The organism is Bradyrhizobium tunisiense, assembly GCF_042263385.1.
GTDB lineage: Bacteria > Pseudomonadota > Alphaproteobacteria > Rhizobiales > Xanthobacteraceae > Bradyrhizobium > Bradyrhizobium tunisiense.
The window spans coordinates 70,584-87,093 of the sequence record NZ_JBHLEV010000001.1; the positions used below are offsets into that span (position 1 = coordinate 70,584).

The following is a 16,510-nucleotide window of genomic DNA, read 5'->3' on the forward strand; positions in this document are numbered from 1 at the left end:
GTTCGCATGACCGACCTCGTTCGCAGCGCAGGCTTGAGCTATTACCCGGAGATCGCCCGGTCGGTCGGACTCGATCCCAAACAGATGATGCGCAAGGCCAAGCTGCCGCTGGCCTGCCTCGACAAGCCAGACACCCCCATTGCCGTCGCCGGCCTGCGCCGTCTGCTCGAATTGTCGGCAGAGGCGTCCGGCGCCGAGGATTTCGGCTTGCGTCTCGCCGAGCGCGGCGGCCTGACCAATTTCGGTGCGGTCGGCCTGATCGTGCGCGAACAGGCGACCGTCGGCGAGGCAATCGAGGCGTTCTCGCGCTTCATCCATATCCATCATGACGGCATGCGGCTGGAGGTCGCGCGCGGCAAGCAGACCGTGACCGTCACGCTGCACCTGCGCGGCCGTCAGCCGATCGCGCCGCGTCAGTCGATCGACATGGCGCTCGGCAGCGTCCACCGCATCATCCAGTCGCTGTACGGGCATGACTGGCGGCCGCAGGAGGTTCACCTGCATTATCCGCCGCCGCGTGATCGCAAGCGCTATCGCGACTTCTTCGGCTGCCGCGTCACCTTCAACGCCGAGGACGATGCGATCCTGCTGCCGGCGCACGACATGGAGCGCCGGATCCCGAGCGCGCATCCGCTGATTGCGACTTATCTGCGCAAGCGGATCGAGGCGATCGAGTCACGGCCCGCGAGTTGGGAGGGGAAGGTCGACGAGGTCGTGCGGACTCTGCTCGCCGGCGGCGACTGCACGGTCGAGCGCGTCGCCGAGCATCTGGCCTGCACCCGCCGCACCATCCACCGCCATCTCGCCGCTTCGGGCACCAGTTTCTCGGCCATCCTGGATGCGCAACGCGCGGGTCTCGTGACCCAACTGATCGACGACCCCGACCGGCCGCTGGCCGACATCGCGGTGCAGCTTGGTTTCTCCGCGCAGAGCGCCATGGCGCGCTGGTTCCGCGGTCGATTCGGCTGCACCATCACCGACTGGCGCAAGGGCGTGCGGCCAGCGCCGCCCGATGCGCACTCGGCGACCGCAGCCTGAGTTCAGCGCGCCGGCACGGGCACGCCCATCGTGGCGAGGGCACGCCGCCGGCTGCCGGCAAGCAGCGGGCCGAACGCGACGGCAAATCCGAGGAACGCGATGAGCCAGCCGCAGGCGGCGACGTGCAACAGCACATCGCTATGCGCGGGCAGCACCACGGCGGCGACCCGCGCCAGAGCTCCGACGACGATCGCAGCATAGATTCCCTGGATCGCCGGCGAAGCCGTCAACGCCTGGCCGGTATGGCCGAGACTCGCGCGGGTCATCACGGCGAGCGTCATGGTTCCCGCCGCACCCGCCATCCAGGCGTGGATGCCGGCGCTTGGCGGCAGCGTTCCGAAAACAGCCAGGGCATGCAGAATGAAGCCGAACGGCACGAAGACGTATCCGACATGCAGGATCACGAGCAGCCGCTCGCGGAAAGTGCGATCGCCGGCCCAGCGCGCAAGCCGCACCAGATGCAGCCCGCCGACCAGCGCCATCAGAACACCGGTGACGGCATTCAACGGTGCTGCGACCCACGAGATGAGCGCGAGCGCGCTCAATCCGATCACCGCGCCGTCGAAGCGTCCGAACGGCACCGGGAGCCGACCGGGATTGAACTTGACCAGCCAGTTGCGGGTGAAGCTCGGAATGATGCGGCCGCCGATCAGCGCGATCAGAAGCACGACGACGCCGATGCCGACGCGGACGCTGACATCGGCCGCGCCCTGGTCATGCGCCTCGATATGAAAAGCGACATTGCCGGCGAGCAGAACGGACACCAGCACCACGACGGGCAGATTGCGCCAGTTGCCGCCTGCGATGATCTCGCGCGCGGCGGCGGCGACGACCAGCGCCAGGAAGGCGGCGTCAACGACCAGTGCAAACGCCCAGCCGACATCGGCCGACAACGTCACCGCGACACGCCCCGCAAGCCAGACGGTCAAGAGCGCCCCCAGCGAGGTGCCCTGGATCGGCAGCCGCCCGGTCCAGTTCGGAATGGCCGTGAACAGGAACCCCGTGATCACCGCCGGCAGGAAGCCATAGAGCATCTCGTGGACGTGCCAGTCGCGCGGCGCGAATGCGGAACTCACCGACAGTTCGCCATAGAACATCGGCAGCCAGGCCAGGATCGCCAGCCCCGCCTGGATCGCGGCGAACAGGAAAAAGGGCCGAAAACTGTTCGCAAACAGCGGCCAGCCCTGAAAGTTGCGGGATCGGGCTCCAGCCATGGGGGCAACTCCAATAAATTTCAAACCGTTGTCTGGAAAAATACTGCCGCCCGGCGGTCCCGTTTTGCGCTATCGCAAACTATCGGACGATCGCAGGTGCCATCACACTCCCCGGTGCCAAGGAGGCAGAATGGCCAAGGTCGACACATCGCTGGTTGCGCATTTGCCGCTGTTTGCCGGGGTCACGCCGGAAGCCCTGGACGAAATCCTGCGTGAGGCCCGTTCGGCGCGTTATCCCAAGAACAGCGCCATCTTCGAGCAGGGCGCGGACGCACAGTCCTTCTTCCTGCTGCTGCACGGCCATGTCCGCGCGGCCAAGACCACGCCGACCGGCGAGCAGATCGTGGTACGCTATGTCGCGCCCGGCGAAACCTTTGGGCTGGCCATGGCGATCGGTGCCGCGCGATATCCGGCGACCGCGATCGCGGTCGACGACAGCGTAGTGCTGATCTGGCCGACTTCGGCCTGGCCACGGCTGGTCGAGCGGTTTCCCTCGCTTGCCGCCAACACGCTCCAGACCGTCGGCACGCGCCTCCAGGAGAGCCACACCCGCATCCTGGAAATGTCGACCCAGCAAGTCGAGCAGCGCATCGCCCATGCGCTGCTGCGCCTCGCCAAGCAGTCCGGCAAGAAGCTCGATCACGGCATCGAGATCGACTTCCCGATCAGCCGCCAGGACATCGCGCAGATGACCGGCACCACGCTGCACACCGTCAGCCGCATCCTCAGCGGCTGGGAAAGCCAGGGCCTCGTCGAGAGCGGACGCCAGCGCATCATCCTGCGCGACCCGCACGGGATCGTCGTGCTGGCAGAGCGTAACGCCGACAGCCGGCCGGCGTGAGCCGCCCCGGAACGTCTCCGCCAAGGATAGGGGTGAGGGGCGCTTCCGCTTACGGCGAAAGCCCTCCCTCACCCGGGACTACGCGCGCGCCCGCGCGAAGTCCGGACCACTTCACGCCGGCACGCAATCGTACAACGCGGCGAGGAACTTCTCGCGGTCGATGCCATGCTCGCGGCAGGCGTCATCCACCGTGTGGAAGGTTGCTATCGGGCAACCGACACAAGCCATCCTGAAGGCCAGAAATACGCGGATCGTGTGCGGCGCCGTACGCATGATGTCATCGACCAGATCGTCGGATCCAAAAGACATGGACAACTCCGTTCCGATAAGACGATAGCGGAGGGGAGCGAAGTTTCTTTGTGGAAGCGCAAGCTGGTTGTCATTCCGGGGCGCGCCTCTTGGCGCGAACCCGGAAATCCATCAGCCGGCGGATGACGTACAGAAATGGATTCTCAGATACGCAATTGCGCATCATAGCTCGCGCTGCGCGCGCCCCGGAATGACGAACTACACCGCCCTGCTATGCAGCTGCTTTGCCGGATTGAGATGCGCGTCGAACGCCGCGGCGACGCTGCGAACCAGGAAGCGCGAGTCATTTGCGACCGCGAGGCGATTGCCTTCCAGCCTGACGACGCCGTCGGAGATCAGCGGTTTCAGACGCGCCGCCGAGTTCAGCATCGCTCCCGCCTCCGCGCCATGGCGCGCGCAGATGTCACCGAGGTCGGCACTGAAGTCGCACATGATCCGTTCGATGATGTCGGCGCGCAGCCGGTCGTCGTCGGTCAGCCCATAGCCCTTCGCGGTGGCGAGACGGCCGGCGGCGATGTTCTGCGCATAGGCACCGATCTGCACCTCGTTCTGGACGTAACCCTGCGGCAGATGGCCAATCGCGCTCGCACCGAAACCGAGCAAGACTTCACCCTTGTCGGTGGTGTAGCCCTGAAAATTGCGCCGCAGCGTCCGCTCCTCCAAGGCCACGGCCATGGCATCGCCGGGCCGTGCGAAATGATCGAGCCCGATCTGCACGTAGCCGGCCTCCTTCAACGCGTTGGCGATCGCGCAGGCCTGGTCGTGGCGAGCAAGGCCGTCAGGCAGCACGCCCTCGTTGATCATGCGCTGGTGCTTCTTGAAATCCGGCACATGAGCATAGCCGAACACGGAGAAGCGGTCGGGGGCGAGCGCGAGGCTGCGCCGAACGGTATCCAGGCACGACGCGACGGTCTGGTGCGGCAACCCGTAGATCAGGTCGAAATTGAGCCCCCCGATGCCGGCGCGCCGAAGCATGTCGACCACGGACGCCGTCTGCTCGTAGCTCTGCACGCGGTTGATCGCCCGCTGCACCACGGGATCGAAGCTCTGCACGCCAAGGCTCGCGCGGTTGACGCCGGAAAGCCGCATCGCCTCGACCATGTCGGCCGTCAATGTGCGGGGATCGATCTCGACCGCAATCTCGGCGGAGGGCAGCACGAAGAACTTCTGGCGCATCGTCGCCATCAACTCGGCGAAAGCCTCCGGCGCCATGATCGTCGGCGTACCGCCTCCGAAATGAATGTGCTCCACCTTGATACGGCGGCCGATGGTTTCGGCGGTCAGGGCGATCTCGTTGCGCAGCGTCCGCTGATAGCCGGCGATGAGTTCGTCGCGGCGGACGATCTGGGTATGACAACCGCAATACCAGCACATCTCCCGGCAGAACGGCACGTGGAGATAGAGTGATGCGCTGGCGCCCGCCGGCAGCTCCGCCAGCCACCGGGCATAGGCGCCTTCTCCGATCGCCGGCGAGAAATGCGGCGCGGTCGGATAGCTCGTGTAGCGCGGCAATCGCTCCTCGCCGTAGCTCGCCGCAAGATCAGCTCTCATGTCTTACCCATTCGTAAACTTCCGCCGTGTGCAGTCGTCACGGCAAATCACGGAATACACTCCAATACCCTGCATCCGCAGAGGCGACCTTGCGCTCGCGCAAAGTCGGCCGGGAGGACCGCGGACGTTGCGCTCGCGCAAAGCGCAGCGGCCGGTTCCGGGCCAGACTGAGGCAATTCGCACGGCATCCGGAGCGTTTGCCCATGAGGCTTCTCGCACTCGAACTGATCTTCTCCTTGCTCGACATCCGCGGCCATATCCCGCGTTTCGACGACTTCCGGCCGGCCCCGGTCGCACCGGCCTCGACGGGTGCCGCGCGCGCTCTGGCCGCCGTTATCGCTGCCTTCGCCGCACTGTCGCTGGCGGTCTGGCTCGCCATCCAACTTTTCTAGCCGCGAGTTCGCGAAAGCTCCGGTCGGCGCACAAGGCTCCGGAAGGGCGACGACGGCCGCGCCCGCAGTGGTATCCGAAGCGAGAGATTGTCCAATCATCTCCATGCCGAAACAGCCGCAGCGAACATTCTCGGACCTCGTCGGCGCGCCGCTCCGGTCTAAATCCAACCCGAAGATGCAAACGAATTGCGCCGAGCGCTGATGCGGTTGCGCTCGCGCCCGGCAATCAACGTGACAGCACCTATCCTGCTCTGTTGAGACGCTCGAGCTGTCGAGAAGCTGAATCCGGCAATAGCTTGTCGCAGCGCAAACACTCTTGCCGTAACAGGCGCACACTGCATCCGTCATCAAAACCTTTTCACATGAAGGATGCTTCCGATGTTCACCCGCAGAGCCGCATTGATCAGCGCCGCCGCGACCGCCTTGATGTTAGCGGCCCCGGCTTTCGCCGCCAGCGACCTCAAGCTGCCGCGGCAGAAGGTAGAGCTGGTCGCTCCGCCCTTCGTGCACGCGCACGAGCAGGGCACGACGCAGGGCCCCAAGATCGTCGAGTTCAAGATGACGGTCGAAGAGAAGAAGGTCGTCATCGACGACAAGGGCACCACGTTCCAGGCGATGACGTTCAACGGCTCGATGCCGGGACCGCTCATGGTCGTACACGAGGGTGACTACGTCGAGCTGACGCTGGTCAATCCCGCGACCAACACCATGCCGCACAACATCGACTTCCATTCCGCGACCGGCGCCCTCGGCGGCGGCGAACTCACGCTGATCAATCCCGGCGAGGAGGTGGTGCTGCGCTGGAAGGCGACCAAGACCGGCGTGTTCGTCTATCACTGCGCCCCGGGCGGCCCGATGATCCCCTGGCACGTCGTTTCCGGCATGAACGGCGCGGTGATGGTGCTGCCGCGCGAGGGCCTCAACGACGGCAAGGGCCACGCGCTGAAGTACGACAAGGTCTACTATGTCGGCGAGCAGGACATGTATGTGCCGCGCGACGAGAAGGGCAATTTCAAGTCCTACGATTCGCCGGGCGAAGCCTACACCGAAACCGAAGAGGTGATGAAGAAGCTGATTCCCACGCACCTCGTGTTCAACGGCAAGGTCGGCGCGCTGACCGGCAAGAACGCACTGACTGCCAAGGTCGGCGAGAACGTGCTGATCGTGCATTCGCAGGCCAATCGCGACAGCCGTCCGCATCTGATCGGCGGCCATGGCGACTATGTCTGGGAGACCGGCAAGTTCGGCAATGCACCTGAAGTCGGGCTCGAAACCTGGTTCATCCGCGGCGGCTCGGCGGGAGCTGCGCTGTACAAGTTCCTGCAGCCCGGCATCTACGCCTATGTCACGCATAACCTGATCGAGGCCGCGAATCTCGGCGCCACCGCGCACTTCAAGGTCGAAGGCAAGTGGAACGACGATCTGATGACCCAGGTGAAGGCGCCTTCCGAAATACCGGCTCCCAAAACCAACTAGACGCAATGAGGGGCCGGTCACCACCGGCCCCTTTTTTCTTCTTCGGGGAATGACCATGCTGATCGCGTTCAAGCTCAAACTGGCACTCGCTTGCGTCGCCGGACTTGCAGGGCCGATCGCGGTGGCGCCACTGGTCGCGAACATGGCTGTCCACGACACGGCGGCTGAGCCTGCGATCGTCAGGGTCGCGCCGGGCAGCCTGTCCTATCGCGAGGCCGGTGATTTCACGCGCGGCGGGCAGCAGGCGGAAGCGCCGCTACGCGCGCTGCGGATCGACCGGCCACTGCACATCATGCGAAACCAGGTCTCGTCGTCCAGCTATCAGCTTTGCGTGCGGGATGGCGCCTGCCCCGCGCTGGATCGCGACGTGGCGATCGCCGCTGATCGCCCCGCGGTGCAGGTGAGCTGGCACGATGCCGAGGCCTATGCGGGCTGGCTGTCGCGCAAGACGGGCCACCATTACCGCCTGCCGAGCGACGAGGAATGGGCCTTTGCGGCGGGCACCAGGTTTAGGGATGACGGCGTGCCGGTCGACGCGGACGATCCTTCGAAGCGCTGGATCAGCCGCTATGAACGCGAATCCGAACGAGACCTCTCGGACACCACGGCGTACCCGTTCGGCAAGTTCGGCCCGAACGAGCACGGCGTCGAAGATCTCGCCGGCAAAGTCTGGGAGTGGACCTCGACCTGCTTCGTGCGGTCGCGGGTCGACGCTTCGGGCAATGCGATCCGTCCGACTGTGAATTGCGGCGTGCGCATCGCCGAAGGTGCCCACCGCGCCTATGTCACCGATTTCATCCGCGATGCCCGCGCCGGGGGCTGCGCCCAAGGCGTGCCGCCCGCCAATCTCGGCTTCCGCCTGGTGCGCGAGGAGACGTCGTGGCTGGTCAGCCTCTCCCAGCGCCTGAGCAAGACGAGACCGGCGAGATCATAGGGGCACCAGTGGGCTCGCTTGACCGCTCATGTCATTAGAACGAGTCTAAAGAGTAGATTGGAATTACTCTAAGCTCATGCCGTCGCGACATCGCGTCGCTGACTTTGCCCCAACGCCTGCGCTACTCAATTCGCATTCAATCGCGCGCCTGGGAGCAGCCTCTTATGATTAATCTTCGCGTCCTCGCCGCGTCTGCGGCGGTGTTGAGCCTGACCACGTTTTTCGTGTCGGAAGCAGCCGCCAATGGCGAGGTCAACGTCTATACCTACCGCGAGACCAAGCTGATCCAGCCGCTGTTCGATGCGTTCACCAAGGACACGGGCATCAAGGTCAACGTCGTCTCCGCAAGCTCCGGTCTGGAGCAGCGCATGAAGGCGGAAGGCGCCAACAGTCCGGCCGACGTGCTGCTGACGGTGGACATCGGCCGCATCGACGAGGCCGTGCAGGTCGGCGTCACCCAGCCGATCAAGTCGGAGGTGGTCGACAAGGTCGTGCCGGCGCAGTATCGGGATCCGGACGGACACTGGGCCGGTATCTCCATGCGCGCGCGCGTGATCTATGCCTCGAAGGATCGCGTCAAGCAGGACAAGATCACCTATGAGGAGCTCGCCGATCCCAAGTGGAAGGGCAAGATCTGCATTCGCTCGGGCCAGCACATCTACAACAACGCACTGTTCGCGGCCTACACGGCCAAGTACGGTGAGGCCAAGGCCGAGGAATGGCTGCGCGGCGTGAAGGCCAATCTCGCGCAGAAGCCGTCGGGCGGCGATCGCGAAGCCGCGCGTGACGTTGCTGCCGGCAAGTGCGACATCGGCATCGGCAACACCTATTACTGGGCGCTGATGATGAACAACGATCCCGAGAAGAAACCGTGGGCGGAAGCGACCCGCGTCGTCCTGCCGACCTTCGAAGGCGGCGGCACCCACGTCAACCTCTCCGGCGTGCTGCTCGCCAAGCACGCTCCCAACAAGGCCAACGGCATCAAGTTGATCGACTGGCTCGTGAGCGAGCAGGCGCAGCAGATGTATGCCGACCAGAACTACGAATATCCGGTTCGTGCCGGTGTCGCCATCAACCCCACCATCGCGGGCTACGGCAAGCTCGGTCCGGATCCGTTGCCGATCGCAAAGATCGCCGCCAACCGCAAGGCTGCGGCCTCGCTGGTGGACAAGGTCGGCTTTGACAACTGATCTCTGGCGACCCTCCTCTGTCGAACCAGTAGAAGCTACGGGGGCGCGGCTTCGTTCGAGAGGCCGCGCCCACGCCGGGCGCGCCGCAACCGCTATCGCGATCGCAACCGCGATCCTGGTCGCGGCGCCCGTGATCTCGATCGTTTCGCTGGCTCTTCAGCCGGCGCCCGACGTGTGGCACGACCTGATCAACTACGTGCTGCCGGCCGCGCTGCTGGATACCGCCCTCCTGCTCGTGGGGGTCGGCATGCTCACGCTTCTGATCGGCGCCGGGACTGCGTGGGTGATGTCGCGCCACGATTTTCCCGGCCGGGGCATGCTCCTGTGGCTGATACCGCTGCCGCTGGCGATTCCGACCTATCTTGCGGCTTACGTCTATGCCGACCTGTTCGAGCCGCTCGGCCTGGTGCATCGCACCCTGGCGATCTGGCTGCCGCTGCGCGATGCCCTCGGCTATCTGCCCAACCTGCGCTCGCTGCCGGGCGCCGTCTTCGTGATCGGGCTCGTGCTCTACCCTTACGTCTATCTGTCGGCGCGCGCGACGTTCCAGGTTCAGTCCGCCGAATTCGCCGAGGCGGCCAAGACGCTGGGCGCCGGCCGATGGACCGTATTCTGGCGCGTTTCACTGCCGATGGCGCGGCCGGCGCTCGCGGTCGGCGTGGCGCTGGTCGCGCTGGAAACGCTCAACGATATCGGCGCCAGCGAATATCTCGGCATCCGCACCCTGACGGTCTCGATCTTCACCACCTGGCTCAACCGCGGCAGCCTAGCGGGTGCGGCGCAACTCGCATGCCTGATGCTTGCGATCGTCGCCGGCCTGATCGCGATGGAGCGATACGGCCGCCGCAATGCCAACACCGAATTCTCGGCCGAAAGCCCGCATATGAGGCAGCGGACACTGCTTTCGGGCGCAAGAGCGTGGATCGCGTTCGCGGTCTGCGGGCTGCCGGTGCTGATCGGCTTCGTCGTGCCGCTGCTCTACCTGGTGCATCAGGCTTTCGGTCGCGGACTGCTTGCAAATTTCGACCCGCTCCTGTGGCGCCACACCTTCCATTCGTTTGCCTTTGCCGCGCTCGCGACGCTCATGGCGCTGTTGCTCGCGCTCGCCACGACGATCGCGCATCGCTTTCGGCCGGATCCTCTGCGATATTTGGCGATGAGCATTGCGCAGACCGGATACGCGCTGCCGGGTCTCGTGATTGCCCTCGGTCTGCTGACCCCGGTACTGGCCGTCGATAACGCGATGAGCGTGGTCGCCAGCGCGATGGGACGCCCTCTCCCCGGGCTGATCCTGGTCGGCTCCGGGATGGCCGTCGTCATCGCCTATACAATCCGTTTTCTGGCCGTGCCGGTCGGCATGATCAAGGCCGGATTGGACAGCATTCCGCGCGACTATGACGAGAGCGCGCGGACGGTCGGCGCCGGCCAGGCGGTCATGTTGAGGCAGATCTATCTGCCGTTGCTCCGGCCCGCGATGCTTGGCGCCGTCATCATCATGTTCGTCGACTGCCTGAAGGAGCTCCCGGCAACGCTGCTCTTGCGGCCCCTCAACGTCGAGACACTGTCGACGTCGATCTACCAGTTCGCGAGCCGCGGGAATTTCGAGGACGGCGCGCTCGCGGCCCTCCTGATCATCGCCGCCAGCATCGGCCCGGTCGCGTGGCTGACCCGCTTCTCCGAGGTGCCGAGTGGCCCCGCTTGACGGCCAAGGCCCAACGTTCGCGCATTCGCGCCAACAAGGATGATCAAATCGTCCGCGCGAACATGCGAAAGCCGGGAGCGCCGATGATCGCCTCGAAAGCCGGATCGCGCTTCTCTTCCGCAAAGCTGAAGCCAGCCTTGGCATAAGCACGCTCGGCCGGCTCATTGCCGATCAGGAACGAGATCGTCGCCCGTGCAAAACCGGCCGCTCGCCCTTTGTCCAGCGCATCGGCGATCAAGGCCTGCACCAAGCCGCGACCGCGGTGAGCCGGATCGGCCGCGACATGCTCGATCATCCAATCACCCTCGCCGCCCTGCACCCAGCAGGCACGCGTGTAGGTGCCGCGTTTGCGGATCGCCTCCAGTTCCGGCGCAGCAAGCTCCGTCGCGGCGGCAACTTCCTCGATCGCGCGCCAGGCCGCGGGTCCCGTGCCCGCCGCCGGCAAGGCACAAAGCGCCGCCGCCGGCTTGCCGTCGATTTCGGCGACGAGAAATTGCGAGACGTGCCACATCGACGCCGCATCCGCGGTCGCGATGCGCGCGATGAAGTCGCGGCTCTGCGCTTCTGGCCAGCCGAGCGCAACATCGAACCAGCCGCGCGGACGATAGCCGCGCTGCGACGACAGGATCGTTTGGGCGATGAATTCGGCGTCTTCGAGACGCGCAGACCGTATCGTCATGCGCGCCCCATTCTCGAGGCCTTAGGTGTTCTTCAGCGCGACGCGGAATTCGGCTTCGGTCTTGGACTTGACCTCGTCCAGCGAGACGCCGTCGGCGAGCTCGATCAGGGCCATGCCGCCGCTGCCGTGCTTGTCGATGGTGAACACGGCGAGATCAGTAACGACCATGTCGACCACGCGCTCGCCCGTCAGCGGCAGGTTGCACGTCTTCAGCAGCTTCGGGCCGTCCTTGGCCGAATGCTCCATCACCACGATGACGCGCTTGACGCCGGCGACAAGGTCCATCGCGCCGCCCATGCCCTTGACCATCTTGCCGGGGATCATCCAGTTGGCGAGATCGCCGTTCTGCGCCACCTGCATGGCGCCGAGGATGGACAGATCCATGTGGCCGCCGCGGATCATGCCGAAGGAATCCGCGCTCGAGAAATAGGAGGTCGAGGGCAGCTCGCTCACGGTCTGCTTGCCCGCGTTGATCAGGTCCGCATCTTCTTCGCCCTCGTAGGGGAACGGACCCATGCCGAGCATGCCGTTTTCGCTCTGAAGGCTGACGTCCATGCCGTCGGGGATGTAATTCGAGACCAGCGTCGGGATGCCGATGCCGAGATTGACGTAATAGCCGTCACGCAACTCCTTCGCGGCGCGCGCGGCCATCTGTTCACGGGTCCAGGCCATCTTAGTCTCCTGATCTCAAGCTGCCGTGCGCGGGCGGGTGTTGCGGAATTCGATGCGCTTCTTGGCCGAGCCGACCTCGACGATGCGCTTCACGAAAATGCCGGGCGTGTGGATATGATCAGGGTTGAGTTCACCGGCGGGAACCAGATGCTCGACCTCGGCCACCGTGATCTTGGCGGCGGTCGCCATCATCGGGTTAAAGTTGCGCGCGGTCTTGCGGTAGATGAGGTTGCCGGCGGTGTCGCCCTTCCAGGCGTGCACGATGGCGAGGTCGGCGAACAGGCCGCGCTCCATCAGGTACTTCTCGCCGTCGAACTCCTTCACTTCCTTGCCTTCGGCGATCAGCGTGCCGACGCCGGTCTTGGTGTAGAAGGCCGGGATGCCGGCGCCGCCGGCGCGGATGCGCTCGGCCAGCGTGCCCTGCGGGTTGAATTCGAGTTCCAGCTCGCCGGCGAGGAATTGCTGGGCGAACAGCTTGTTCTCCCCGACGTAGGACGAGATCATCCTCTTGATCTGGCGGGTTTCCAGGAGGCGGCTGAGCCCGATGCCGTCGACGCCGGCATTGTTGGAGACCACCGTCAGGCCCTTGACGCCGGACTCGCGGATCGCATCCGACAGTTCCTCGGCGATGCCGCAGAGGCCAAAGCCTCCCGACATGATCATCATGTTGTCCTTCAAGATGCCTGACAGAGCCGATTTGGCGTCGGGATAGACCTTGTTCATGGAAAAAACCTTCGACTAAACCTTCGGCTTGGGAGGCGTCTCGCCGTGTTGGCGGCGATTATTAGGCGAAATCCTCCAAAGCCGTCAATGATACGGGGTTCTCCCCACCGCGCCCGGGTGATAGAAGCTGCCCACGCCGTGGGCAGAACCGTCCGCGGCCTTGAAAGCGACAAGAAAACCCATCAAGTTGCGGGACTTAACACAATAGGGCTTGGGCGTGGGCACGCATGTTTCCCGGCCCGCCCTTCTGGCTCCAGCGACCAACCCGATCAGGACATGCCATTGACCATGGCCCAAGGAATGAAGCGCCTCGGGACGCCGATCGCGGCGCTGCTCGGCGTGACGTTGATCGCCCTGATCGCGACCTCCTGGCTTATCAACCGCGACGCGCTGCGCAAGGCGGTCGAAGCGCAGATCCGCGACGTCACCGGGCTCGAGCTCAATATTGCGGGCAGCATCGACATCTCGGTGCTGCCGGCAAGCTACATCTCCTTCCGCGATGTCGGCCTCAAGGGCGGCGGCACCAGCGATCCCGCGCTCCGTGTCGACGTGCTCACCGCCAATCTGCGGCTGCTGCCCTTGCTGATGCAACGTTTCGAGATCGCCGACCTGACGCTGCTGCGGCCGCGCATCCATGTCAGCCTGAAGCCGGACGGCGAGAGCAACTGGACGCCCTTCATCCAGACCATCGCGCGCACCATGAAGCCCGGGGCCGAGAACCAGATCTCGTTCTCCGAAATCCGGCTCCAGGACGGCGTGCTCGAATACGAGGACGCCGCTACGCACGCCACCGAGCAGTTCAGCGACATCGACCTGTCGCTGGCCTGGCCCTCGATCTCGCGCTCCTTCGCGGCGACCGGACAGTTCGACTGGCGCGGCGAGCGTGTCGACGGCACGATCAGCTTTTCCGATTTCGCCGCCGCACTCTCCGGCGAGCGCTCGGGCTTAAAGGCGCGGATCGCCAGCGCACCGCTCAAGCTCGCCTTCGACGGCAGCGTCGCCAACCGCACCAGCCCGATGATGGAAGGCACGCTCACGATCGACAGCTCCTCCTTGCGCAACGCGCTGCGCTGGACCGGGCAGCCGCAGCCCGCCAGCGGCGGTTTCGGCCGCTTTGTGCTGAAGGCGCGCGCCAACGTCGTCGGGGCCTCGATCGCGCTCACCAACGTCAATGTCGAGCTCGACGGCAACGCCGCCGAGGGCGTCATGACTTACGCCAATAACGGCCGGCAGATGCTGCAGGCCACGCTGGCCGCCGACGCGCTCGACTTCACACCTTATATCTCCACCTTCCGCCTGCTCGCGAGCGGCGCACGCGACTGGAACAGGCAGCTGTTCGATCTCAACGGATTGTCGACCACCGACCTCGACATGCGCCTGTCGGCGGCAAAGCTGACGGTCGGGTCGACGAAGCTCGGCCGCACCGCGATCGGCGCCAATTTGCGCAACGGCACGCTGGCGCTCTCGGTCGGCGAGGCGCAGGTCTATGGCGGGATCGCCAAGGGCTCGTTCAACATCGCACGCTCCGACACCATCGCCGACATCAAGGCGCAATTCCAGTTCACCGACGTCGATCTGCAGGCCTGCGCCACCGAACTGTTCGGCCTCAACAAGCTGTCCGGCCGCGGCAACATCAACGTGTCGCTCCTCGCATCGGGCTCGAGCCCGTTCGGCCTCGTGCAGTCGCTCGACGGCAGCGCCACCGTGACCGGGCATAACGGCGCGATCTCGGGCTTCAACGCCGAACAGCTCCTGAAGCGCCTGGAGCGCCGGCCGCTGTCGGGCGGCGGCAATTTCCGCAGCGGTTCGACGCCCTACAACAATCTCACCATCGCCGTGAAATTCTCCGACGGCATCGCTACCGCCGAGGACATCCGCATCGAGGGGCCGGCTGCGAAGATCACGCTGACCGGCACCGCCTCGGTGCCGACGCGTGAATACGACATGAAGGGCGTGGCGAGCCTCAACACGACATCAGGTTTTCAATTGCCCTTCATGGTGCAGGGTCCCTGGGACGATCCCCTGATCTTCCCCGACTCTGAAAGCCTGATCCGGCAATCGCCTGCGGCGTCTCCGTTCCTCGATCTGCTGAAGCAGCGCATCACGGGGAGCGGAAAGCGCCCCACGCAGGACGGATCGCCGACGGCTGAGAATGCCAAGGAGAATGCGAAGTCCAACTGAGGATCGCGTTCCTCGGCCGATGCCCGATGATCGCGAATTGATCAGGGTGAATTGATGCGGCGATTGGATCGATGCGCGCATATGAGCATCTCCGCAGCCCCGACACGCTACGACCTGGGTCCGACAAGATGCGTTGATTGCGCTACCACCATGCGCTAGTGTTTTATACGACCGGTTAAAAACACCGGCCGTTTGAGGGAGAAAAACGTGAAATCCAAGGTTATTGGCGCAGTATCACTGGCGGTCGCTGCGGTTGGACTTTTTGCTGCCACTGCACCCGCCTTTGCGCAGCAGAAGACGATTACGGTCTGGTGGGGCAAGGGCTTCTATCGCTCCGAAGACGACGCGCTGATCGAGACGATCAAGAAGTTCGAAGCCAAGACCGGCATCAAGGTCGAATTGTCGCAATACGCGATCCAGGACATGATTCCGAAGACCGTCGCCGCGCTCGATGCCGGCACCGTGCCCGATGTCGCCTATTCCGATTCCTATGACGTCCAGGCGCAGGGCAAGTGGGCCTATGAGGGCAAGCTCGAGGATCTCTCCGACGTGATGGAGCCGATCAAGGGCCGGTTCGTGCAGAACACGCTCGATGCATCGATCCTCTACAACGACGTCGCCAAGAAGAAGGCTTATTACGGCTTCCCGCTGAAGCAGCAGAGCATGCACGTCCAGATCTGGAACGACATGCTGGAGAAGTCCGGCTTCAAGCTCGCCGACATCCCGACAGACTGGGCAGGCTATTGGACGTTCTGGTGCGACAAGGTGCAGCCGGGGATCCGCAAGGCAACGGGCCAGCGCATTTACGCCGTCGGCCAGCCGATGGGCGTGGAGTCCACCGATGCCTTCCAGTCGTTCTACACGTTCATGGATGCCTACCACGTCAAGCTGGTCGACGACGACGGCAAGCTCACGGTCGATGATCCCAAGGTTCGCGAGAACCTGATCAAGGCGATGAAGGACTACACCGACACCTACATCAAGGGCTGCACCCCGCCGTCCTCGACGACCTGGAAGGATCCGGACAACAACGTCGCCTTCCACAACAAGACCATCGTGATGACCCACAACTTCACGATCTCGATCGCGGCGAAGTGGTTTGAGGATTCCTCGAACCAGGCACTGACGCCAGAGCAGCGCGAGGCCGGCAAGAAGGCCTATGAGCAGGACATCGTCACGGCGTCCTTCCCGAAGGCTCCTGATGGCTCGACCATCAAGTATCGCTCCGACGTCAAGACCGGGCTGATCTTCACCGCGGCCAAGAACAAGGCCGAGGGCAAGCAGTTCATCAGCTTCCTGCTCCAGGAAGAGAACATCCGTCCCTATATCGAGGGTGCGCTCGGCCGCTGGTTCCCGGTGACGAAGGAAAGCCAGGAAAGCCCGTTCTGGCAGGCTGACAAGCACCGCAAGGCCGTCTACACGCAGTTCAAGGGCGGCACCACCGCGTTCGACTTCACCAAGAACTGGAAGTTCACGATCCTGAACAACGAGAACATCTGGGCGAAGGCGATGAATCGTGTCGTCAGCGAGAAGGTTCCGGTCGACAAGGCTGTCGACGAACTGATCGCCCGCATTAAGCAGGTCGCAGGCTAAGTCATCGGCACCTCT

15 protein-coding genes are annotated in these 16,510 nt (G+C 64.4%); 9 read left to right on the forward strand and 6 right to left on the reverse strand.

Translation table 11 applies throughout. The annotated features are described in order from the left end of the window. Positions 1-6 precede the first annotated feature (6 nt). Complete coding sequence (locus ACFDR6_RS00355) at positions 7-1,038, forward strand: AraC family transcriptional regulator (protein WP_317241043.1); 1,032 nt, start codon at positions 7-9, stop codon at positions 1,036-1,038. A 2-nt stretch (positions 1,039-1,040) separates the two neighbouring features. On the opposite strand, the gene ACFDR6_RS00360 is transcribed toward ACFDR6_RS00355, so the two are convergent. Continuing rightward, entirely contained in the window at positions 1,041-2,252 is a 1,212-nt protein-coding gene (locus tag ACFDR6_RS00360; protein WP_212088263.1) for an NnrS family protein, read from the reverse strand. A gap of 130 nt (positions 2,253-2,382) precedes the next feature. Here ACFDR6_RS00360 and ACFDR6_RS00365 point away from each other — a divergent pair, with 130 nt between their 5' ends. Continuing rightward, on the forward strand, positions 2,383-3,093 hold the full coding sequence (locus ACFDR6_RS00365) for a Crp/Fnr family transcriptional regulator (RefSeq protein WP_212088257.1): 711 nt from the start codon (positions 2,383-2,385) through the stop codon (positions 3,091-3,093). 111 nt (positions 3,094-3,204) lie between these two features. Here ACFDR6_RS00365 and ACFDR6_RS00370 read toward each other — a convergent pair whose 3' ends face one another. Together ACFDR6_RS00370 and hemN are read right to left on the reverse strand one after the other, a co-directional pair. Further along, entirely contained in the window at positions 3,205-3,402 is a 198-nt protein-coding gene (locus tag ACFDR6_RS00370; protein ID WP_212088255.1) for a DUF1858 domain-containing protein, read from the reverse strand. Positions 3,403-3,600: 198 nt separating this feature from the next. After that, positions 3,601-4,953, reverse strand: coding sequence for an oxygen-independent coproporphyrinogen III oxidase (gene hemN / locus ACFDR6_RS00375; RefSeq protein ID WP_317241046.1), 1,353 nt, complete (start codon positions 4,951-4,953; stop codon positions 3,601-3,603). Between the two features lie 203 nt (positions 4,954-5,156). On the opposite strand from hemN, the gene ACFDR6_RS00380 reads away from it, so the two are divergent. The 5 genes from ACFDR6_RS00380 (at position 5,157) to ACFDR6_RS00400 (ending at position 10,647) form a co-directional block, all read left to right on the forward strand. Next, on the forward strand, positions 5,157-5,345 hold the full coding sequence (locus tag ACFDR6_RS00380) for a hypothetical protein (protein WP_317241047.1): 189 nt from the start codon (positions 5,157-5,159) through the stop codon (positions 5,343-5,345). 378 nt (positions 5,346-5,723) lie between these two features. Beyond that, positions 5,724-6,821 carry a copper-containing nitrite reductase gene (nirK, locus tag ACFDR6_RS00385; RefSeq protein ID WP_375857021.1) on the forward strand — a complete coding sequence of 366 codons (1,098 nt, stop codon included), beginning with the start codon at positions 5,724-5,726 and terminating at the stop codon, positions 6,819-6,821. A 55-nt stretch (positions 6,822-6,876) separates the two neighbouring features. After that, positions 6,877-7,755 carry an SUMF1/EgtB/PvdO family nonheme iron enzyme gene (locus ACFDR6_RS00390; protein WP_375857024.1) on the forward strand — a complete coding sequence of 293 codons (879 nt, stop codon included), beginning with the start codon at positions 6,877-6,879 and terminating at the stop codon, positions 7,753-7,755. 164 nt (positions 7,756-7,919) lie between these two features. Then, on the forward strand, positions 7,920-8,945 hold the full coding sequence (locus tag ACFDR6_RS00395; protein WP_317241050.1) for a Fe(3+) ABC transporter substrate-binding protein: 1,026 nt from the start codon (positions 7,920-7,922) through the stop codon (positions 8,943-8,945). 94 nt (positions 8,946-9,039) lie between these two features. Beyond that, entirely contained in the window at positions 9,040-10,647 is a 1,608-nt protein-coding gene (locus tag ACFDR6_RS00400) for an ABC transporter permease (protein ID WP_375848503.1), read from the forward strand. Between the two features lie 43 nt (positions 10,648-10,690). Here the strand turns inward: ACFDR6_RS00400 and ACFDR6_RS00405 are convergent, their stop codons facing one another. Genes ACFDR6_RS00405 through ACFDR6_RS00415 form a run of 3 tightly spaced genes read right to left on the reverse strand, consistent with a single transcriptional unit; the run spans position 10,691 to position 12,721 of the window. Continuing rightward, a complete protein-coding gene (locus ACFDR6_RS00405; protein ID WP_375857026.1) occupies positions 10,691-11,326 on the reverse strand; it encodes a GNAT family N-acetyltransferase in 636 nt (211 codons plus the stop codon). Between the two features lie 21 nt (positions 11,327-11,347). Beyond that, the gene (locus ACFDR6_RS00410; RefSeq protein ID WP_212088235.1) at positions 11,348-11,998 is read right to left on the reverse strand and encodes a CoA transferase subunit B; all 651 of its coding nucleotides are present in this window, start codon (positions 11,996-11,998) and stop codon (positions 11,348-11,350) included. 15 nt (positions 11,999-12,013) lie between these two features. After that, the gene (locus tag ACFDR6_RS00415; protein ID WP_375857028.1) at positions 12,014-12,721 is read right to left on the reverse strand and encodes a CoA transferase subunit A; all 708 of its coding nucleotides are present in this window, start codon (positions 12,719-12,721) and stop codon (positions 12,014-12,016) included. Positions 12,722-13,009: 288 nt separating this feature from the next. Here ACFDR6_RS00415 and ACFDR6_RS00420 point away from each other — a divergent pair, with 288 nt between their 5' ends. Together ACFDR6_RS00420 and ACFDR6_RS00425 are read left to right on the forward strand one after the other, a co-directional pair. Then, positions 13,010-14,902 (forward strand): AsmA family protein, encoded by a 1,893-nt coding sequence (locus ACFDR6_RS00420; protein WP_375857898.1) that lies wholly within the window; start codon positions 13,010-13,012, stop codon positions 14,900-14,902. A 207-nt stretch (positions 14,903-15,109) separates the two neighbouring features. After that, on the forward strand, positions 15,110-16,495 hold the full coding sequence (locus tag ACFDR6_RS00425; RefSeq protein ID WP_212088231.1) for an ABC transporter substrate-binding protein: 1,386 nt from the start codon (positions 15,110-15,112) through the stop codon (positions 16,493-16,495). Positions 16,496-16,510: the final 15 nt, after the last annotated feature.